Below are 18,032 nucleotides of genomic sequence, written 5' to 3'. Positions count from 1 at the left end.
GCTGGTGCTCCCGGGGTCGAAAGTCACTCAGCTAGACGTTGACGTGGCGCCGGGCGTCGGGGTTGTGACCGGCGGCAACGGCGCAGGGAAGACAACATTGCTGCGAGGGCTACAGACACTTGAGGACGTCCACAAAGCAGTCTGGCCGGAGCGCCTTGAGCAAGTCGAGGCGAAGGGTTGCACGTCGGGTGTGGCATGGGCCGTCACGCTCCAGCGAGCAGCTGGGGAAGGGCAAATATCTGTCTCCGTCAGCGAAGGTGACGCTCCGCGCTTGGTCTTCATAGACCCTGCGGAAGAGTCGCAACGCATTCGCAGACACTTCCAGGATGATGCCAATGCTCGTGATCTTCTTGAAGGAACTGACCCCGCACCGTTCGATGAGGTTTGGCTAGATCATGCGTCGAGGATCCTGCGTCGTGACTACGACCAGATCGAAGTGTTCGAAGTCGAAGGACCAGACGAAGATACCGTTGTCCCCTGGTTTCAGATCGGGGCAATGGGTGCAAACTACGACATTCTGAGCGCTGGGCGGGGCGAGCTTTCCGCGATGTACTTGCTCTGGAGGCTGGCGAGAGTCGAGGACGACACAATAGTCATCATTGATGAGCCGGAAGCGTGGCTTGCGTCATTCTCCCAAGCCCGGCTGAAGGAGACCCTCGCCTTTCTCAGCTCGGAGCAAGGACTCCACTTCGTTCTCACTACGCACTCCCCGGACTTGTATTTGGGTCTACCGGCGTCGCGAGTAACTGTGCTCGAGTCGCTCCCAAGCCCGGTCGCCTACGGGCCAATGAGTTCGCCGAAAGCCGCGCATTCGCTTGGTGCGCCAATCCGGCCGACTCTCGCGCTTCTGACCGAGGATGCGGTCGCGGCAGCGCTCACGGAGGCGATCCTTCGATACAACGATCCGATCTTGCTTGAGGGCGTAGAGATCTTCCATGCTCGGAACGGCGAATCTGCGCTCACCCAAGTGCAGCGCGAGTTCATCGACGGGCAAACGCGCCGACGCCGGCTCAACATGCAAGTTGTCCTTGATGGGGATCAGCGTCAACTTAATCGCGGCAACCGCGTGAAGTCCGACAAGCGAACCTATCTGCCGGGGAACGTTGCGCCTGACGCCATCTTGAAGAGTGTCGCGACCGCTGCAGTCTCCGGGCTAACCGATGCTCAGCTTAGACGTTTCGGTGTTGCAGACCCGGTCCAATTCCGACTGGCAGTCAGCGCCGCGGCCGGTTCTGACCACCACGACTGGTTCATCGAGGTCGCGAGAGGATTTGGGAGCTATTCGGCGACATGCGATGTGCTGGTCCGACTTTGCTCGGCCGATGCCGAATTCGCGGCAGATGCGGAGGCACTCGTGAAGGCGATCCTCAATGGGATGGCTTGAGCTTGGACACGCCAAGGCCGAATCTCACACCGAAGCGCACGGATTTCATCCCGCGCGTCCGCGTCGCCCGAGTGGAGCAGCCCGCGGTCGCGCGCTTTCGTGATCCAGCCTTGCGCAGTCGAGAGCGCGACGCAGTTGATCTGCGCCATCGTCGTGCTCGCGTTGGCGCCGCCCTGCTGGGTGAGCCGGCCGTGTTGCAGGGCGACCGGTACGTAGAAGCGCGGCACTTTCTTCGGGTCGCCGATCGCGTTGAGCAGGTCGCGCTCCCTGATCTTGTGGCCTGAGGGCAGAATGATCTTGCCGCCGTAGATCGTCTCCGTGCGCTTCATCGTGAAGAGGCGCTTGTTGATTCCAGCCTCGGTGCGGGCAGCCGGCAACTGGTGGAGCAGCTGGCTCGTGATCGGTTGGCCGCCCCGCCGAGGAAGGCTGATGACGCCGATGATGCGCATTTCCTCCGGCACAGCGAACGTCTGGCGCTGCAGGCGGACCATGACGTGGGTGTGCGTCGCACTCTTCTCAATGTATCGCCGGCGGCCGTCGAGCGTCTCGTTCTGGTCGGACTCGGCAACGTGGTATTCGTGGTGCGGGGTCCTCGCTTTCGGTCGCACGACTGAACGTCATCGGCACGCCGCCTTCATGCGATGGCACCGGCTCTGGCGCCACCCCTGAAACAAGAAAACCCCCGCTCTCGCGGGGGTTTCGCTGTGGCTCCGACCGGCATCGATCCGGTGACCTTTCGATTTTCAGTCGAACGCTCTACCAACTGAGCTACAGAGCCTCGGGGCATCCGATGAAACGGTGCCTCGATAAGGAGAAAGCCCCTTCTCTCGAAAGGGAAAGGGCTTGTCGCCTGAGCGACCCTGACGGGACTTGAACCCGCGACCTCCGCCGTGACAGGGCGGCACGCTAACCAACTGCGCCACAGGGCCTCGTAATGAGACTATTCAATTGTAAAACCTTCGAGAGTGACCCCAACGGGATTCGAACCCGTGCTGCCGCCGTGAAAGGGCGGTGTCCTAGGCCACTAAACGATGGGGCCGGGTGGAAGTGCTTGCGCTCTCCCGCCGACAGCCAAGCATACGGGTTTCCCGCCGAGATTCCAAAACGAGGCCGGCGATCATTCCGACGGCCCGTCGGTGCCCCTTGGACATGCCCGCCGAAATGCCGTTCGCCCCGCGAATCCATGCCTATCGTGGCTCTGATCGCCTCAAGCTGAGCTTGAACCACAAGCTCGACCCAGAAGCTCGAACCACATTACGGCGCGGGGGCCCGAGCCCGCGTGGACGGGGAACCATGTACCGAACCACAGTCAACCGCCCGACGACGAAGCGCCGAACCCCGGCGCGGCTGCGCCGTGCCCTGGCGACCCTGCTCGCCGCGGGGCTCGCCGTCACCGGCACGGTGCTCGGCGCGAGCCCGGCCGTGGCCGCCGACTATCCGACGTGGGATGAGCTGCAGGCGGCGAAGGCCGACACCGCGGCCGCCGCCGACGCGGTCGCCGAGATCACCTCGCTCATCGCCCAGCTCGAGCAGAACGTCGCGACGACGCGCGCCGAGGCGGAGAAGCGGATGGCGGAGTTCCTCGACGCGCAGCAGCGCTACGACGACGCCGCCCGCAAGGCCGGGGAGATCGAGCAGCTCGCGCAGGAGACCGCGGCCGAGGCCGCCGATGCCAAGAAGAACGCCGGCCAGGTCGCGGCGCAGCTGTACCGCTCCGGCGGCGGCGACCTGAGCGTCGACCTCTTCCTCGAGTCCGGCGACGAGTTCGCGACCGACGCGCTGCTCTCCAAGCTCGGCAACATGGAGAAGATGGTCGAGCGCACTTCCGAGGTGTACCGCAGCGCCCAGTCCAAGTCGAACGACGCGGAGTCGCTCGGCGAGCAGGCCGAGGTCGCCAAGGCCGAGCGCGAGAAGCTGCGCATCGCCGCCCAGGACGCGCTCGCCGCGGCCCAGGAGGCGCAGGCGGCCGCGGAGGCCGCGCTGAGCGAGTCGCAGACGAAGAAGGTCGAGCTCGACCAGCAGCTGAAGTTCATGAAGGATGCCGAGGCGAAGACCACGGCGGCCTATCAGGAGGGCGAACGCATCCGGAAGGCCGAGGAGGAGAAGCGCCGCCGCGAGGCGCTCGCCGCCGGCTCCCCGGGCACCGTCGCGAGCTCGGGCTGGGCCCGCCCCGCCTCGGGCTACATCTCCGACGGCTACGGCGCCCGCCCGATCATCTGCGGCGGCGGCTACTGCTCGAGCGGCTTCCACTACGCCTACGACATCGCCACCGGCTGCGGCGCGCCGATCTACGCGGCCAACAGCGGCACGGTCTCGATCGCGGGCTGGAGCGGCAGCTACGGCAACTACGTGAAGATCAACCACGGCGGCAACATCTCGACCGGCTACGCCCACATCCGCGAGGGCGGCATCCTCGTCGGCGCGGGGCAGTGGGTCTCGGCCGGCCAGCAGATCGCGTGGAGCGGCACGACCGGCGCCTCCACCGGCTGCCACCTGCACTTCGAGGTCTGGGACGGCTGGGACCGCATCAACCCCGGCCCCTTCATGTCGGCACGAGGAGTGAACCTTGGCTGAGAACCGCACCCGCCCGGTCTCCCGGGTGAAGCCCGCGACCGTGTTCTCCGCGGTCGCCGTCGGCGCCGTGACGGCGTCGCTCGGCGTCTCCGGCGCCCCGGCCTTCGCCGTCGACTACCCCTCGTGGGGCGAGATCGAGCAGGCGAAGCAGAACGAGCAGACCAAGCAGGCGGAGATCGCCCGGCTCGGCGAACTGCTCGCGGGCCTGCAGGCGACGGCGGATGCCGCGGTGCGCGACTCGCAGATCGCCGCCGAGGCGTACCGGCAGACCGTGATCAAGCGCGACGAGGCCGTCGAGCGCGAGGCGACGCTCGGCAAGCAGGCCGACGAGGCCGAGGCCGTCGCCGAGATCTCGAAGATGCGGGCGGGGCTCATCGCCGCGCACCTCGCGAAGGCCGGCGGCAACGACCTGACGACCTCCCTCGTCTTCTCGGGCGACAGCGCCGGGCTGCTGAAGCAGCTGGGCATGGCGTCGAAGCTCGGCGAGCAGTCGACCTCGGTCTACGAGCAGGCGCTCGCCGACCGCAACGCGGCCGACTCGCTGCGCGAGCAGGCCGACGCCGCCGCGAAGGAGCGCAAGAAGCTCGCCGACGACGCGAAGTCCCAGTACGACGACGCCCAGTCGAAGGCGGATGCCGCGACCGCGGCGGTCGCGGAGCAGGAGCGTCGCTCCGCGGAGCTCTACGCCCAGCTCGCCCGGCTCAAGGACACCACCGCCGAGCTCGAGCGCGAGCGGGTGGAGGGCATCGCCCGCGAGGAGGCCGAGGAGGCCCTGCGGCCCGACCCGCCCGCCACGGGCGGTGGCAACACCGGTGGGGGCAACACCGGCGGCGGCAACACCGGTGGGGGCAACACCGGCGGCGGCGGGACGACCCCGCCGAAGCCGACGACGCCCCCGAAGCCGACCACCCCGAAGCCGCCGAACCAGAGCGCGGTCGAGTCGGCCATCTGGTACGCCTCGCAGCAGCTGGGCGAGCCGTACCGCCTCGGCGGCGCCGGCCCCGACGTCTGGGACTGCTCGGGCCTCACGAAGATGGCCTACGGCTACGCCGGCATCTACGTCGGCACGCACTCGGCGACGAACCAGTACTACACGCTCGCGGGCCAGGGCAAGGCGGTGTCGCTCGGCAGCATCCAGCGCGGCGACCTGCTGTTCTGGGGATCCGGCGGCGACTACTACCACGTCGCGATCTACCTCGGCGGCGGACGCATCCTCGAGGCGCCGCGCGAGGGCGTCCCCGTGCGCGAGTACTTCATCTGGGGCAGCCCAGCGGCGGCCGCCCGCCCGACCGGCTGAGCCGCTCGCGGCAGACGACGAAGGGGGCGAGCCGATCGGCTCGCCCCCTTCGTGCGTTCGGTTCGGCTCAGTGGCCGGGGAAGGCCTCGATCGCCTTCTGGATGAGCGCCTCGGCCTCGGCCGCGTTCGCCCAGCCCTCGGTCTTGACCCACTTGCCGGGCTCGAGGTCCTTGTAGTGCTCGAAGAAGTGCTCGATCTCCTTCTTCGTGTACTCGGGGATCGTGTCGACGTCCTGGATGTGGTTCCAGCGCGGGTCGCCCGCGGGCACCGCGATGACCTTCGCGTCGCCGCCGCCGTCGTCGGTCATGTGGAAGACGCCGACCGGGCGCACCTTCACGCCGACGCCGGGGAACAGCGGGTACTCGAGCAGCACCAGCACGTCCAGCGGGTCGCCGTCGTCGCCCAGCGTGTTCTCGAAGAAGCCGTAGTCGGTGGGGTAGACGAAGCCCGTGTAGAGCACGCGGTCGAGGAAGACCCGGCCGGTCTCGTGGTCGACCTCGTACTTGTTGCGGCTCCCCTTCGGGATCTCGATGACGGCGTTGTACTCGCCCATGTGCTCTCCTTGTGTGAAGTCCCGCCGGGCACCTGGCGCGCGGCGGAATAAGGTTACCTCGATGCCTTCAGACGACCGCACGGCGGAGCGCCGGCCCCGCCTCACTCCGCCGATCGCCGATGCCCGCCGCGCCGTGCGCGCCGTGCTCGAGCCCGTCGATCCCGCCGAGACCGGCGCGCCCGCGCCGCTCGCGCTCGTCGCGCTCTCCGGCGGCGCGGATTCCCTCTGCCTCGCGGCGGCCGCGGCGTTCGAGGCGCCGCGAGCGGGATGGCGCGCGGGCGCCGTCGTCGTCGATCACGGACTGCAGGCGGGCTCCGCCGAGGTCGCCGAGCGGGCCGCCGCCACGGCCCGGGAGCTCGGGCTCGATCCCGTGCTCGTGCGCCGCGTCGAGGTGCCGGCCGCAGGCCAGGGGCCCGAGGCATCCGCCCGCGCCGCCCGCTACGCCGCGCTCGACGAGGCCGCCGCCGAGACCGGCGCGGTCGTCGTGCTGCTCGGGCACACCCTCGACGACCAGGCCGAGACGGTGCTGCTCGGCCTCGCCCGCGGCGCCGGGGGAGCGAGCCTCATGGGCATGCCGCAGCGGGCCGGCCGCTACGTGCGGCCGCTGCTGGGCCTCCGCCGTGAGACGACGCGGCAGGCGTGCCTCGACGCGGGGCTGGGCTTCTGGGACGACCCGCACAACAGCGACCCCGGCTACGCCCGGGTGCGGGTGCGCGAGCGAGTGCTGCCCGTGCTCGAGGCCGAGCTCGGACCGGGCATCGCCGAGGCGCTCGCCCGCACCGCCGAGCAGCTCCGAGAGGACGAGGCGGCCTTCGACGAGCAGCTCGAGGAATTCATCGAGGAGATCTGCGAGCCCGCCGAGGCCGGCATCGCGGTGTCGGCCGCGGTGCTCGCGGCCAATCCCGCAGCCCTCCGCCAGCGCATCATCCGGCACGTCGTCGGCAGCGAGTTCGGCGTCGCGCTCAGCCGGGTGCAGACGCTCGAAGTCGCCCGGCTCGTCACCGACTGGCACGGTCAGGGCCCAGTCGCCCTCCCGGGCGGAGCCGTCGCCACCCGCGCGGGGGCGCACGTCGTGTTCTCGGCGACCGGCGCGACCGAGATCCTGCCGCACGATCACTGATCGGGGCACGGATCGGGGTGCGGCGTCGCCTAGGATCGTTCCATGCACGCGAGCGACATCGAGGGCGACCTCACCGAAGTCCTGGTGACCGAATCCGAGATCCACGCGAAGCTCGCTGAGCTCGCCCGGCGCATCGAGGCCGACTACGAGGGGCGCGACCTGCTGCTCGTCGGCGTGCTGAAAGGCGCGGTCATGGTCATGGCCGACCTCGCGCGCGAGCTGCGTCCGCACCTGAACATGGACTGGATGGCCGTCTCGAGCTACGGCGCCGGCACCCAGTCCTCCGGCGTCGTGAAGATCCTGAAGGACCTTGACAGCGACCTCACCGGCCGCGACGTGCTCATCGTCGAGGACATCATCGACTCGGGCCTCACCCTCAGCTGGCTGCTCGAGAACCTGCGCTCGCGCGGCGCGGCGTCCGTCGAGGTCTGCGCCCTACTGCGCAAGCCCGACGCCGCCAAGGTCGAGGTCGACGTGCGCTACCTCGGCTTCGACATCCCGAACCAGTTCGTCGTCGGCTACGGCCTCGACTACGCCGAGCGCTACCGCAACCTGCGCGACGTCGCCATCCTCGCGCCGCACGTCTACAGCTAGCGCAGCCCTCAGCGGCAGTACCCATGGTCCGCTTCGGGACTGCTGCGCAGCCCTCAGCGAACACACATCCAGCGATCAGCGGGTGAACGGTAGCCTGGCAGCACCATGAACATGAAGAAGATCCTGCGCGGACCGGTCATCTACATCCTGATCGCCGCGATCGTGGTGTGGATCGGTGCGAGCCTCATCACGGCCTCCGGGTTCAAAGAGGTGTCCACGCAGGAGGGCCTCGAGCTCCTGAAGGACGGCAAGGTCGCCGCCGCGAAGATCGTCGACGGCGAGAACCGGGTCGACCTCACGCTCGCGAAGGCCGATGAGAAGCTCGGCACGCAGGTGCAGTTCTACTACGTCACGCCCCGCGGCGCCGACGTGATCGCGGCCGTCGACGACGCGAACCCGAAGGACGGCTTCAACGACGAGGTGCCGCAGCCGAACTGGTTCCTCTCGATGCTCGGCATCCTGCTGCCGCTGCTGCTCATCGGCCTCTTCTTCTGGATCATGCTCTCGGGCATGCAGGGCGGCGGAAACCGCGTCATGCAGTTCGGCAAGTCGAAGGCGAAGCTCGTCTCGAAGGAGAGCCCGAAGGTCACCTTCGACGACGTCGCGGGTGCCGACGAGGCCATCGAGGAGCTCCACGAGATCAAGGAGTTCCTGAAGGAGCCGGCGAAGTTCCAGGCGGTGGGCGCGCGCATCCCCAAGGGCGTGCTGCTCTATGGCCCTCCCGGCACCGGCAAGACCCTGCTCGCGCGCGCCGTCGCCGGCGAGGCGGGCGTGCCCTTCTACTCGATCTCGGGCTCCGACTTCGTCGAGATGTTCGTCGGCGTCGGCGCGAGCCGCGTGCGCGACCTCTTCGACCAGGCCAAGCAGAACGCCCCGGCCATCATCTTCGTCGACGAGATCGACGCCGTCGGCCGGCACCGCGGCGCCGGCATGGGCGGCGGCCACGACGAGCGCGAGCAGACGCTGAACCAGCTGCTCGTCGAGATGGACGGCTTCGACCCCAAGACGAACGTCATCCTCATCGCGGCGACGAACCGCCCCGACATCCTCGACCCGGCGCTGCTGCGCCCCGGCCGGTTCGACCGCCAGATCGGCGTCGACGCGCCCGACCTCAAGGGCCGGCAGAAGATCCTCGAGGTGCACTCGAAGGGCAAGCCGCTCGCGAAGGGCGTCGACCTCGAGGTGCTCGCGCGCAAGACCCCGGGCTTCACGGGCGCCGACCTCGCGAACGTGCTGAACGAGGCGGCCCTGCTCACGGCCCGCTCCAACGCGCAGCTCATCGACAACCGCGCCCTCGACGAGGCCGTCGACCGCGTGATCGCCGGCCCGCAGCGTCGCACCCGCGTGATGAAGGACAAAGAGAAGCTCATCACGGCCTACCACGAGGGCGGCCACGCCCTCGCGGCGGCGGCGATGAACTACACCGACCCGGTCACGAAGATCACGATCCTGCCCCGCGGCCGCGCACTCGGCTACACGATGGTGCTGCCGCTGGAGGACAAGTACTCCGTCACCCGCAACGAGCTGCTCGACCAGCTCACCTACGCGATGGGCGGCCGCGTCGCCGAGGAGATCGTGTTCCACGACCCCTCGACCGGTGCGTCGAACGACATCGAGAAGGCCACGGCCACCGCCCGCAAGATGGTCACCGAGTACGGCATGTCGGCGAACGTCGGCGCGGTGAAGCTCGGCCAGTCCTCGGGCGAGATGTTCCTCGGCCGCGACATGGGCCACCAGCGCGACTACTCGGAGGGCATCGCCGAGAAGGTCGACGCCGAGGTGCGCGCGCTCATCGAGCAGGCGCACGACGAGGCGTGGCAGGTGCTGAACGACAACCGCGACATCCTCGACAAGCTGGCGGCCGAGCTCCTCGAACAGGAGACCCTCGACCACAACCAGATCGCCGAGATCTTCCGGGACGTGCGCAAGCTGCCCGAGCGCCCGCTGTGGCTCTCGAGCGACAAGCGCCCAGTCTCCGACGTGCCGCCGATCGCCTTCCCGACCGAGAAGATGCCGATCGACGCCGGCCTCGTCGACGGCGGCATCGACTCCGACGTGACGCCCGAGGAGCCGGCGGCCGAGCCGAAGGCGCCGCGGTCGAACCCGCGGCCGGCGACGGCCTGAGCCGTGACGGGGCGGGGATGACGACACCCGGCGTCGACCAGGAGCGCATCGAGCGCGCCGTGCGCGAGATCCTGCTCGCGATCGGCGAGGACCCGACGCGGCCCGGGCTCGCCCGCACCCCGCAGCGGGTGGCGGAGGCGTACGCGGAGTTCTTCGGCGGGCTCGCCGTCGACCCGCTCGTGCACCTCGCCGACGCGGTGCCGCTCGACGCCGGCATCCGCCGGGCGAAGGGCGGGGCGGATGCCGACACCCCCACGACCTCGGATGCGGTGGTGCTGCGCGACCTCGACTTCCGCTCGGTGTGCGAGCACCACCTGCTGCCCTTCGTCGGCACGGCGCACGTGGCTTACCTCCCCGGCGACCGCGTGGTCGGTCTCGGCCGCATCCCGGCCGTCGTCGACACGCTCGCGAGCCGCCCGCAGCTGCAGGAGCGGCTCGCTGAGGAGATCGCCGACGCGCTCGAGACGGGCCTGGAGCCGAAGGGCGTGCTCGTCGTGCTCGACGCGCAGCACCGTTGCGTCACGACCCGCGGCTCCCGCCAGGAGCGCAGCTCGACCGTGACGATCGCGAGCCGGGGCGCCCTCGCCGAGCCCGCGGCGCGGGCCGAGATCGTCGCCCTCATCGGGGCCCCGCGTGACTGACGTGCCCACCGTGCCGGTGACGCCGCTCGTGATGGGCGTCGTGAACGTGACGCCCGACTCCTTCAGCGACGGCGGACGCTGGTTCGATCCCGAGCTGGCCATCGCGCACGGCCTGGAGCTCGCGGCGGCCGGTGCCGAGCTGCTCGACGTCGGCGGGGAATCGACGCGGCCGGGCGCCGCGCGGGTGGAGCCCGCCGAGGAGCTCCGCCGGGTCATCCCCGTCGTCACCGAGCTCGCCGCCCGCGGCCACCGGGTGAGCGTCGACACCATGCGCGCCTCGACCGCGCAGGCCGCCGTCGAGGCGGGTGCCGAGCTCATCAACGACGTCTCCGCCGGGCTCGCCGACGAGGCCATGGCCGAGATCGCCGCCGCGAGCGGCGCCCGCTACGTCGCGATGCACTGGCGCGGCCACTCCGACCGCATGGACGGGCTCGCCGAGTACGACGACGTCGTGCGCGAGGTGCGCGACGAGCTCGCCGCCCGGGTCGACGCCCTCGTCGCCGCTGGCGTCGCCCCCGAGCGAATCGTGCTCGACCCCGGGCTGGGCTTCGCCAAGCGCGCCGAGCACAACTGGCAGCTGCTCGCCGGCCTCGGCGAACTGCAGGCGCTCGGCTTCCCCGTGCTCGTCGGCGCGTCCCGCAAGCGCTTCCTCGGCGGCCTGCTGCCCGATGGCGCCCCGGTCGAGGCGAGGGACTTGCCGACCGCTGTGGTGAGCGTGCTCTCGGCGCAGGCCGGGGCTTGGGCGGTGCGCGTGCACGACGTCGCGGCGACCCGGCTCGCCCTCGACGTCCTCGGAGCATGGCAGCATGGAGCACGTGGTTGACGCGCGCACCGGGGGAGACCGGATCACCCTGACCGGGCTGCGCGTGTTCGCGCACCACGGGGTCTTCGACTTCGAGCGCGCCGACGGCCAGGAGTTCGTGATCGACGTGACCGTGTTCGTCGACCTGGCCGCGGCGGCCCGCGGCGACGAGCTCGCGCGCACCGTGCACTACGGCGAACTCGCCGAGGCCGTCGTGCAGGGCGTCGAGCGCGACCCCGTCGACCTCATCGAGACCGTCGCCGAGCGGGTCGCGCAGATCGCCCTCGGCTTCGAGGCGGCCGAGGCCGTCGAGGTGACGGTGCACAAGCCGCAGGCGCCCATCCGCGTGCTCTTCGACGACGTCGCCGTCACGATCACGAGGAGCCGAGCGTGACCCGGGCCGTCGTCGCCTTCGGCGCGAACCTGGGCGATCGCGAGGCGACCATCGCCCAGGCCGTCGCCGCGCTCGCCGACACCCCCGGCGTCGAACTCGTCGCGGTCTCGCCCGTGTACGAGACGCCGGCCATCAAGCTCTCCGGCGTCGACCACCACGCCCCCGGCTACCTCAACGGCGTGCTGCTGCTCGAGACCGAGCTCGGGCCGCTCGCCCTGCTCGACGTGCTGCAGGGGCTCGAACAGGCCCACGGCCGGGTGCGCGAGGAGCGCTGGGGCGACCGCACCCTCGACCTCGACCTCATCGACCACGGCGGTGCGCAGTTCACCGACGCCCGGCTCGAACTGCCGCATCCGCGGGCCTGGCAGCGGGCCTTCGTGCTGCAGCCCTGGCTCGACGTCGACCCCGACGCGGTCGTCGCGGGCCGAGGCACGGTGGCCGAGCTCCGCGCCGCGGCGAGTGACGAGGTGCACCGCCGATGAAGCGCACCCACGCCCCCGTGATCGTCGCGTTCGTGGCGCTCGGCCTCGTGCTCGGCTACCTCGGCGACCTCGCGATCGTCACCGCGGGCGGCAACGCTCTGGTCCCGCCGGTCTCGCTGCCGATCACGCTCGTCGGCGTCGGCGCGGTCGTCGTCGCCCTCGCCTGGCCGATCCGCCGCGCGGTCAAGGGCACCGGACGCCGGGTCGACCCGTTCCGCGCGATGCGCGTCGCCGTGCTCGCGAAGGCATGCAGCCTGAGCGGCGCGCTCGTCGCCGGCCTCGGGCTCGGCATCACGCTCTTCCTGTTGAGCCGCACCGTGGTGCCCCAGGCGGGCACCGTCTGGCTCGCCGCGGCGACGGCGATCGGCGCCGTCCTGCTGCTCGCCGCCGGCCTCGTCGCCGAGCACTTCTGCACGCTTCCGCCCGACGACCCCGAGGATGAAGAGCCCGCCCATGCCTGAACAGTCGGACCACCCTGAGCAGCAGCCCGCGCACCGCTTCACGCCCGACGCCGAGTGGCGCCGCGTCTCGCCGAAGTACCTCGTCGTCGAGGTGATCGGCTCGATCGTCACGACCGCGATCATCGTGGCCGCCCTGCTCGTCGCCTCCTCGCTCTGGGGGCTCTGGTGGGCGCCGTGGGCCGCCGGCGCGGTGGCGCTCGTCGCGCTCGTCGCGATCGCCCTGGAGCCCCGCCGGGTGCGCTCGATCGGCTACCGCCTCCGCGAGGACGACCTGCTGTTCCGCCGCGGCATCATGTTCCAGCGCCAGGTCGCGGTGCCCTACGGCCGCATGCAGCTCGTCGACATCACCCGCGGGCCCGTCGCCCGCGCGCTCGGCCTCGCCGAGCTGAAGTTCGTGACCGCCGCGGCCGCCACGGCGGTCACCGTCCCCGGCATCCCCGAGGCGGAGGCCGACCGCCTGCGCGACGAGCTCGTCGCACTCGCCGAGTCCCGGCGGGCGGGCCTGTGAGCGGAGCCGCCCCCGCAAAGCCCGTCGTCGACCTCGCCGACGGCGAGTGGCACCGGCTGCACCCGGCGAGCCCGCTGCTGCGCGGCGGCCTGGTGTTCATCGCGATCGCGGGCTTCGTGATCGCGAACCTGCGCGAGCGGGTCGTCGAGTTCTTCCTCGTGATCTTCGCCCCCGGCCAGCTCGACGACGGCTTCGGCGAGTGGAGCGACGAGAACGACTGGGGCCGCGACCCGATCGGCGGCATCGTCGCGAACAACCTCGTCGGCTGGGCGCTGCTCGGCGTGCTGCTCGTCGTCGTGCTCGTGATCGCCGGCTTCTGGCTGTCCTGGCGGATGCACACCTTCCGCGTCACGCCCGAGGCGGTCGAGGTGCGAAGCGGCATCCTGTTCCGCTCGCACCGCAGCGCCAGGCTCGACCGCATCCAGGGCATCAACATCACCCGGCCGGTGTTCGCCCGCCTGTTCGGCGCCGCGAAGCTCGAGGTGCAGGTGGCGGGCCAGTCAGGCAACATGCAGCTCGCCTACCTCGGCTCCTCGCTCACCGACGGGCTGCGTCGCGACATCCTGCGCCTCGCCTCCGGCGCGCGGGCGACGAAGAGCGGCCCGGCCTCCGCCGTCGCGCTGCCGACCGTCACGAGCGGCGACGCGGCCGCCGAGCCGCTGCCGGGCGCCGCGCCGGCGGCCGAGCCCGCCACGATCGGCTCGCGCGCGGGCGCGATCGTCGGCCAGCGGGTCGACGAGTTCCTGGCCCCCGAGCTCGATCCCGAGCTCGCCCCGCCCGAGTCGGTCGTGCACATCCCCGTCGGGCGCATCGTCGGCTCGACCCTGCTCGGCGGCGCCGCGCTGTGGATGCTCGCCCTCGCCGGCATCGTCGTGGCGGGCATCGTCAGCCGTCAGCTCTGGATGCTGTTCACCTTCGTCCCGGCCGCGATCGGCATCGTGAGCTACCTCTGGTCGCGCATCACGAAGTCGCTGCGCTACTCGATCGCGGGCACGCCCGACGGCGTGCGGGTCGGCTACGGCCTGCTCTCGACGGCGAACCACACCATCCCGCCCGGCCGCATCCACGCCGTCGAGGCGACGCAGTGGATCTTCTGGCGCCCCTTCGGGTGGTGGTCGGTGCGCATCAACGTCGCCGGTCAGTCCGTGACGAACGGCTCGGAGGCGGCGCAGCGCACGCAGGTGCTGCCCGTCGGCACCGCCGAGGACGTGCAGCGCGTCATCGCCCTGCTGCTGCCCGAGGCGGCCGAGGACGGCGCCGTCGCCGCGCAGATCGGCAGCGGGCTCACCGGCCGCGCCGGGCGTGAGGGCGACCGCTTCTCGGCGACGCCGAAGCGGGGCGCCTGGCTGCACCCTTTCTCGTGGCGGCGCATCGGCTGGTCGGTGTCCGACGGCATCGCCCTGCTCCGGCGCGGCTCGCTCGTGCGGCGGCTCGTGCTCGTGCCGCTCGCGCGGATGCAGTCGGTAGCGCTCTCCGCCGGGCCGGTGCGTCGGGGGCTCGGGCTCGCCGAACTGCGGCTGCACACCGTCGTCGGGCCCGTCGTGCCGAGCCTGCCGGTCATCGACCGCGAGGCCGGCGAGGCGCTCTTCGCGCAGCTCGCCGACGAGGCCGTCGAGCGCGCGAACGAGGACCGCTCGCAGCACTGGGGACGGGAGACGGCGGATGCCTGAGCGGGCCGGACGCCTCGGGGTCGGCACGGTCGGGGCCGGCCGGGTCGGCGCGGTGCTCGCCGCCGCACTCGGCGGCGCGGGGCACGCCCTCACCGGGGTGACCGCCGTCTCTGACTCGAGCCGGGAGCGCGCCGACGCGATGCTGCCCGGCGTGCCCGTGCTCACCACTCCGGAGGTCGTCCGCCGCAGCGAGCTCGTGCTGCTCGCCGTGCCCGCCGCCGAGCTGCCCGCCCTCGTCGAGGGCCTCGCCGCGACGGGCGACTGGCAGCCGGGCCAGCTCGTGCTGCACACGGCCGCCGAGTACGGCGCCGGCGTGCTCGATCCCGCCCGTCGGGCCGGGGCCATCCCGCTCGCCGTGCACCCCGTGATGAGCTTCACCGGCACGAGCATCGACCTCGCCCGGCTCGCCGGGGCGTGGTTCGCCGTCACCGCGCCCGCGCCCGTGCTGCCGATCGCGCAGGCGCTCGTCGTGGAGATGGGCGGCGAACCGTTCGTCGTCGAGGAGTCCGCGCGCCCGGCCTACGCCGAGGCCATCGGCACGGCCGTCTCGTTCTCCTCGGCGATCGTCGACCAGGCGAGCGGCATCCTCGGCGGGCTCGGCGTGAGCCGCCCGGGCGCGGTGCTCGCCCCGCTCGTGCGCAGCGCGGTCGAGAACGCCCTGGCCCGGCACGACGAGGGACCGGGGCTCGACGGCCCGACCGGTCTCGGCGAGCCGGGCGCGCACGACGATCCCCTTGGAGGACGCTGGTGAACGACACGACGCCCGCCGACCTGCCCGCCGACCTGCCCGCCGTCGTCGGCACGATCGCCGAGCTGCGGGCCCGCGTGGCCGAGGCGCGGGCCGGCGGGGCATCCGTCGCCTTCGTCCCGACCATGGGCGCCCTGCACGACGGCCATCTTGCGCTCGTCGCGCGCGCCCGCGAACTCGCCGAGCTCGTCGTCGTCTCGATCTTCGTGAACCCGCTGCAGTTCGGGCCGAACGAGGACCTCGAGCGCTACCCGCGCACCCTCGACGCCGACGTCGCCGCGCTCCGCGGCACCGGCGCGGCGCTCGTGTTCGCCCCCGCCGTCGACGAGATGTACCCCGACGGCCCGACGCAGACGCGCATCGTCGCGGGCGAGGTCGGCGGGCTCTACGAGGGCGCCTCCCGGCCGGGGCACTTCGACGGCATGCTCACGGTCGTCGCGAAGCTGCTGCACCTCGTGCAGCCCGACGTGGCCGTGTTCGGCCAGAAGGACGCCCAGCAGGTGCACCTCGTGCGCCGCATGGTCCGCGAGCTCGACTTCCCCCTCGACATCGAGGTCGTCGAGACGGTGCGCGAGGCCGACGGGCTCGCGCTCTCCAGCCGCAACCGCTTCCTCGGCGAGCCGGAGCGGCGCACGGCGCTCGTGCTGTCCGAGGCGCTCGCCGCGGCCGCCGCTGCGGCACCGCAGGGCGCCCAGGAGGCCCTCGCCGAGGCGGTCGCCGCGTTCGGCGACCACGACGGCGCCGAGCTCGACTACTTCGTCATCGTCGACCCCGACACCTTCCTGCCCGTGGCCGACGACGCGAGCGGTCCCGCGCTTGCGCTCGTCGCCGCGCGGGTCGGCGCGACCCGGTTGATCGACAACCGGCGCGTCGTGCTCGGCTGACCGCAAGTAGGCTGGTGGTCGCACGATTCCGAGCGCGCACCGCGATCCGCGAGAACCACGAGAGAGAAGCATGGCCGACGAGACGCCGAACCAGCCCACCGAACCCACGGCCGAGGAGATCTCGGAGCAGAAGGCCGTGCGGCTCCAGAAGCGCGCGCGGCTGATCGACGAGGCCGGCGACCTCGGCGGCGGCGCGTACCCGGTGCGCCTGCCCATCACCACCACGATCCCGGAGGTGCGCGACCGCTTCGTCGGCCTCGGCGTCGACCAGGCCTCCGGCGAGACCGTCGGGGTCGCCGGCCGCGTCGTGCACCTCCGCAACACCGGCAAGCTCTGCTTCGCGGCGCTCCAGTCCGGCGACGGCAGCCGCATCCAGGCGATGGTGTCCCTCGCCGAGGTCGGCGAGGAGTCGCTCGCGGCATGGAAGGAGCTCGTCGACCTCGGCGACCACCTCTTCGTCTCCGGCGAGGTCATCACGAGCCGTCGCGGCGAGCTGTCGATCATGGTGAAGGAGTGGCGCATCGCGGCGAAGGCCGTGCTGCCGCTGCCGAACCTGCACAACGAGCTCGGCGAGGAGACCCGGGTGCGCTCGCGCTACCTCGACCTCATCGCCCGCGAACAGGCCCGTAAGAACGTCGTCGACCGCGCGAAGGTCAACGCGAGCCTCCGGCAGACCTTCACGAGCCTCGGCTTCATCGAGGTCGAGACGCCGATGCTGCAGGTCATGCACGGCGGCGCCTCGGCGCGTCCCTTCGTCACGCACTCGAACGCCTTCGACACCGAGCTGTACCTGCGCATCGCGCCCGAGCTGTACCTGAAGCGTGCCGTCGTCGGCGGCATCGAGCGGGTCTACGAGATCAACCGCAACTTCCGCAACGAGGGCGCCGACTCCACGCACAGCCCCGAGTTCGCGATGCTCGAGGCGTACGAGGCCTACGGCGACTACACGACGATCGCCGACCTCACACAGAAGCTGATCCAGGATGCCGCGGCCGCCGTCTCCGGCTCGCACGTCGTGACCTGGGCCGACGGCACCGAGTACGACCTCGGCGGCGAGTGGGACCGCATCTCGATGTACGGCTCGCTCTCCGAGGCGATCGGCGAGGAGATCACGCCCGAGACGCCGATGTCGCGCCTCGAGGAGCTCGCCGAGGCGGCGGGTATCGAGATCGACCACCCCATCCCCGGCAAGTTCGTCGAGGAGCTGTGGGAGCACCACGTGAAGGGCGGGCTCGTGCGGCCGACCTTCGTGATGGACTTCCCGGAGGACACCTCGCCGCTCGTGCGCGGGCACCGTTCCATCAAGGGCGTCGTCGAGAAGTGGGACCTCTACGTGCGCGGCTTCGAGCTCGCCACCGGCTACTCGGAGCTCGTCGACCCGGTCATCCAGCGCGAGCGCTTCGTCGCCCAGGCGACCCTCGCCGCCGGCGGCGACCCCGAGGCGATGCAGCTCGACGAGGAGTTCCTGCGGGCGCTCGAGTTCGGCATGCCGCCGTCGGGCGGCATGGGCATGGGCATCGACCGCCTGCTGATGGCGATCACGGGCCTCGGCATCCGCGAGACCATCCTCTTCCCGCTGGTGAAGTGACCATGAGCGCCGATCGCCCCGACCGGGACCCGGATCGTCCGTCGAACTCGCGGATCATGATCTGGGTCGTGGTCGGGGCGATCGCGCTCTACTTCATCGGCTCGGGCGTCTGGGGCCTGCTGAGCAACGGCGGCTGAGCCGCCCTGGTTCGCTGAGCTTGTCGCCCTGGTTCGCTGAGCTTGTCGAAGCGCCCCTTCGACGGGCTCAG

General features: G+C 71.2%; 19 protein-coding genes and 3 tRNA genes. 17 read left to right on the top strand and 5 right to left on the bottom strand.

Annotation, left to right across the window (positions count from 1 at the left end):
* The first annotated feature begins 43 nt into the window (after window positions 1–43).
* Entirely contained in the window at window positions 44–1,384 is a 1,341-nt protein-coding gene (locus ACFWE1_RS05470) for a hypothetical protein (RefSeq protein WP_376932466.1), read from the top strand.
* Here the strand turns inward: ACFWE1_RS05470 and ACFWE1_RS05465 are convergent.
* The 4 genes from ACFWE1_RS05465 to ACFWE1_RS05450 form a co-directional block, all read right to left on the bottom strand.
* Complete coding sequence (locus ACFWE1_RS05465) at window positions 1,279–1,875, bottom strand: hypothetical protein (RefSeq protein ID WP_376932465.1); 597 nt, start codon at window positions 1,873–1,875, stop codon at window positions 1,279–1,281. The genes ACFWE1_RS05470 and ACFWE1_RS05465 overlap by 106 nt on opposite strands.
* Before the next feature lie 214 nt (window positions 1,876–2,089).
* A tRNA-Phe gene (locus ACFWE1_RS05460) sits at window positions 2,090–2,162 on the bottom strand.
* Window positions 2,163–2,239: 77 nt separating this feature from the next.
* Window positions 2,240–2,313: transfer RNA gene (locus ACFWE1_RS05455), tRNA-Asp, on the bottom strand.
* A gap of 37 nt (window positions 2,314–2,350) precedes the next feature.
* A tRNA-Glu gene (locus ACFWE1_RS05450) sits at window positions 2,351–2,423 on the bottom strand.
* Between the two features lie 254 nt (window positions 2,424–2,677).
* On the opposite strand from ACFWE1_RS05450, the gene ACFWE1_RS05445 reads away from it, so the two are divergent.
* Entirely contained in the window at window positions 2,678–3,958 is a 1,281-nt protein-coding gene (locus tag ACFWE1_RS05445; RefSeq protein ID WP_376932464.1) for a peptidoglycan DD-metalloendopeptidase family protein, read from the top strand.
* Window positions 3,951–5,255, top strand: a complete 1,305-nt coding sequence (locus tag ACFWE1_RS05440; protein ID WP_376932463.1) for an NlpC/P60 family protein — start codon at window positions 3,951–3,953, stop codon at window positions 5,253–5,255. The genes ACFWE1_RS05445 and ACFWE1_RS05440 overlap by 8 nt, the downstream gene beginning before the upstream one ends.
* Before the next feature lie 67 nt (window positions 5,256–5,322).
* On the opposite strand, the gene ppa is transcribed toward ACFWE1_RS05440, so the two are convergent.
* Complete coding sequence (gene ppa / locus ACFWE1_RS05435; RefSeq protein ID WP_189083594.1) at window positions 5,323–5,808, bottom strand: inorganic diphosphatase; 486 nt, start codon at window positions 5,806–5,808, stop codon at window positions 5,323–5,325.
* Window positions 5,809–5,869: 61 nt separating this feature from the next.
* Between ppa and tilS the strand changes: the two genes are divergently transcribed.
* The 14 genes from tilS to ACFWE1_RS05365 all read left to right on the top strand — a co-directional run bounded on the left by tilS (window position 5,870) and on the right by ACFWE1_RS05365 (window position 17,961).
* Entirely contained in the window at window positions 5,870–6,928 is a 1,059-nt protein-coding gene (tilS, locus tag ACFWE1_RS05430) for a tRNA lysidine(34) synthetase TilS (RefSeq protein ID WP_376932462.1), read from the top strand.
* 42 nt (window positions 6,929–6,970) lie between these two features.
* Window positions 6,971–7,522, top strand: a complete 552-nt coding sequence (gene hpt, locus ACFWE1_RS05425) for a hypoxanthine phosphoribosyltransferase (RefSeq protein ID WP_376932461.1) — start codon at window positions 6,971–6,973, stop codon at window positions 7,520–7,522.
* 105 nt (window positions 7,523–7,627) lie between these two features.
* Window positions 7,628–9,646 carry an ATP-dependent zinc metalloprotease FtsH gene (ftsH, locus tag ACFWE1_RS05420; protein WP_376932460.1) on the top strand — a complete coding sequence of 673 codons (2,019 nt, stop codon included), beginning with the start codon at window positions 7,628–7,630 and terminating at the stop codon, window positions 9,644–9,646.
* Between the two features lie 17 nt (window positions 9,647–9,663).
* Window positions 9,664–10,287, top strand: a complete 624-nt coding sequence (gene folE, locus ACFWE1_RS05415; protein WP_376932459.1) for a GTP cyclohydrolase I — start codon at window positions 9,664–9,666, stop codon at window positions 10,285–10,287.
* A gap of 31 nt (window positions 10,288–10,318) precedes the next feature.
* Window positions 10,319–11,110: a dihydropteroate synthase gene (gene folP / locus ACFWE1_RS05410; protein WP_376933070.1), complete on the top strand. Its 792-nt coding sequence runs from the start codon at window positions 10,319–10,321 to the stop codon at window positions 11,108–11,110.
* Window positions 11,094–11,483 (top strand): dihydroneopterin aldolase, encoded by a 390-nt coding sequence (gene folB, locus ACFWE1_RS05405; protein WP_376932458.1) that lies wholly within the window; start codon window positions 11,094–11,096, stop codon window positions 11,481–11,483. The genes folP and folB overlap by 17 nt, the downstream gene beginning before the upstream one ends.
* Complete coding sequence (gene folK, locus ACFWE1_RS05400; protein WP_376932457.1) at window positions 11,480–11,965, top strand: 2-amino-4-hydroxy-6-hydroxymethyldihydropteridine diphosphokinase; 486 nt, start codon at window positions 11,480–11,482, stop codon at window positions 11,963–11,965. Before folB ends, folK begins: the two co-directional genes overlap by 4 nt.
* A complete protein-coding gene (locus tag ACFWE1_RS05395; protein ID WP_376932456.1) occupies window positions 11,962–12,426 on the top strand; it encodes a DUF3180 domain-containing protein in 465 nt (154 codons plus the stop codon). The genes folK and ACFWE1_RS05395 overlap by 4 nt, the downstream gene beginning before the upstream one ends.
* Complete coding sequence (locus tag ACFWE1_RS05390; protein WP_376932455.1) at window positions 12,419–12,934, top strand: PH domain-containing protein; 516 nt, start codon at window positions 12,419–12,421, stop codon at window positions 12,932–12,934. The genes ACFWE1_RS05395 and ACFWE1_RS05390 overlap by 8 nt, the downstream gene beginning before the upstream one ends.
* Window positions 12,931–14,604 carry a PH domain-containing protein gene (locus tag ACFWE1_RS05385; RefSeq protein WP_376932454.1) on the top strand — a complete coding sequence of 558 codons (1,674 nt, stop codon included), beginning with the start codon at window positions 12,931–12,933 and terminating at the stop codon, window positions 14,602–14,604. Before ACFWE1_RS05390 ends, ACFWE1_RS05385 begins: the two co-directional genes overlap by 4 nt.
* Window positions 14,597–15,355, top strand: coding sequence for a Rossmann-like and DUF2520 domain-containing protein (locus tag ACFWE1_RS05380; protein WP_376932453.1), 759 nt, complete (start codon window positions 14,597–14,599; stop codon window positions 15,353–15,355). The genes ACFWE1_RS05385 and ACFWE1_RS05380 overlap by 8 nt, the downstream gene beginning before the upstream one ends.
* Before the next feature lie 20 nt (window positions 15,356–15,375).
* Window positions 15,376–16,236 carry a pantoate--beta-alanine ligase gene (panC, locus tag ACFWE1_RS05375; RefSeq protein ID WP_376933069.1) on the top strand — a complete coding sequence of 287 codons (861 nt, stop codon included), beginning with the start codon at window positions 15,376–15,378 and terminating at the stop codon, window positions 16,234–16,236.
* A 70-nt stretch (window positions 16,237–16,306) separates the two neighbouring features.
* Window positions 16,307–17,824 carry a lysine--tRNA ligase gene (gene lysS, locus ACFWE1_RS05370; protein ID WP_376932452.1) on the top strand — a complete coding sequence of 506 codons (1,518 nt, stop codon included), beginning with the start codon at window positions 16,307–16,309 and terminating at the stop codon, window positions 17,822–17,824.
* A gap of 2 nt (window positions 17,825–17,826) precedes the next feature.
* Window positions 17,827–17,961 carry a hypothetical protein gene (locus tag ACFWE1_RS05365; RefSeq protein ID WP_269060687.1) on the top strand — a complete coding sequence of 45 codons (135 nt, stop codon included), beginning with the start codon at window positions 17,827–17,829 and terminating at the stop codon, window positions 17,959–17,961.
* Window positions 17,962–18,032: the final 71 nt, after the last annotated feature.

This window comes from Agromyces sp. NPDC060279 (assembly GCF_042726785.1).
GTDB lineage: Bacteria > Actinomycetota > Actinomycetes > Actinomycetales > Microbacteriaceae > Agromyces.
Note: the sequence above shows the minus strand (reverse complement) of the source record. Positions and strands in the feature narration are given on the sequence as shown.

Excerpts from the sequence above, each read along its gene's own strand:
- ACFWE1_RS05465 (WP_376932465.1), bottom strand. The coding sequence starts at position 1,875 with ATGGTCCGCCTGCAGCGCCAGACGTTCGCTGTGCCGGAGGAAATGCGC.
- ACFWE1_RS05445 (WP_376932464.1), top strand. The coding sequence starts at position 2,678 with ATGTACCGAACCACAGTCAACCGCCCGACGACGAAGCGCCGAACCCCG.
- ppa (WP_189083594.1), bottom strand. The coding sequence starts at position 5,808 with ATGGGCGAGTACAACGCCGTCATCGAGATCCCGAAGGGGAGCCGCAAC.
- tilS (WP_376932462.1), top strand. The coding sequence starts at position 5,870 with ATGCCTTCAGACGACCGCACGGCGGAGCGCCGGCCCCGCCTCACTCCG.
- hpt (WP_376932461.1), top strand. The coding sequence starts at position 6,971 with ATGCACGCGAGCGACATCGAGGGCGACCTCACCGAAGTCCTGGTGACC.
- ftsH (WP_376932460.1), top strand. The coding sequence starts at position 7,628 with ATGAACATGAAGAAGATCCTGCGCGGACCGGTCATCTACATCCTGATC.
- folE (WP_376932459.1), top strand. The coding sequence starts at position 9,664 with ATGACGACACCCGGCGTCGACCAGGAGCGCATCGAGCGCGCCGTGCGC.
- folP (WP_376933070.1), top strand. The coding sequence starts at position 10,319 with ATGGGCGTCGTGAACGTGACGCCCGACTCCTTCAGCGACGGCGGACGC.
- folB (WP_376932458.1), top strand. The coding sequence starts at position 11,094 with ATGGAGCACGTGGTTGACGCGCGCACCGGGGGAGACCGGATCACCCTG.
- ACFWE1_RS05395 (WP_376932456.1), top strand. The coding sequence starts at position 11,962 with ATGAAGCGCACCCACGCCCCCGTGATCGTCGCGTTCGTGGCGCTCGGC.
- ACFWE1_RS05390 (WP_376932455.1), top strand. The coding sequence starts at position 12,419 with ATGCCTGAACAGTCGGACCACCCTGAGCAGCAGCCCGCGCACCGCTTC.
- ACFWE1_RS05380 (WP_376932453.1), top strand. The coding sequence starts at position 14,597 with ATGCCTGAGCGGGCCGGACGCCTCGGGGTCGGCACGGTCGGGGCCGGC.
- lysS (WP_376932452.1), top strand. The coding sequence starts at position 16,307 with ATGGCCGACGAGACGCCGAACCAGCCCACCGAACCCACGGCCGAGGAG.
- ACFWE1_RS05365 (WP_269060687.1), top strand. The coding sequence starts at position 17,827 with ATGAGCGCCGATCGCCCCGACCGGGACCCGGATCGTCCGTCGAACTCG.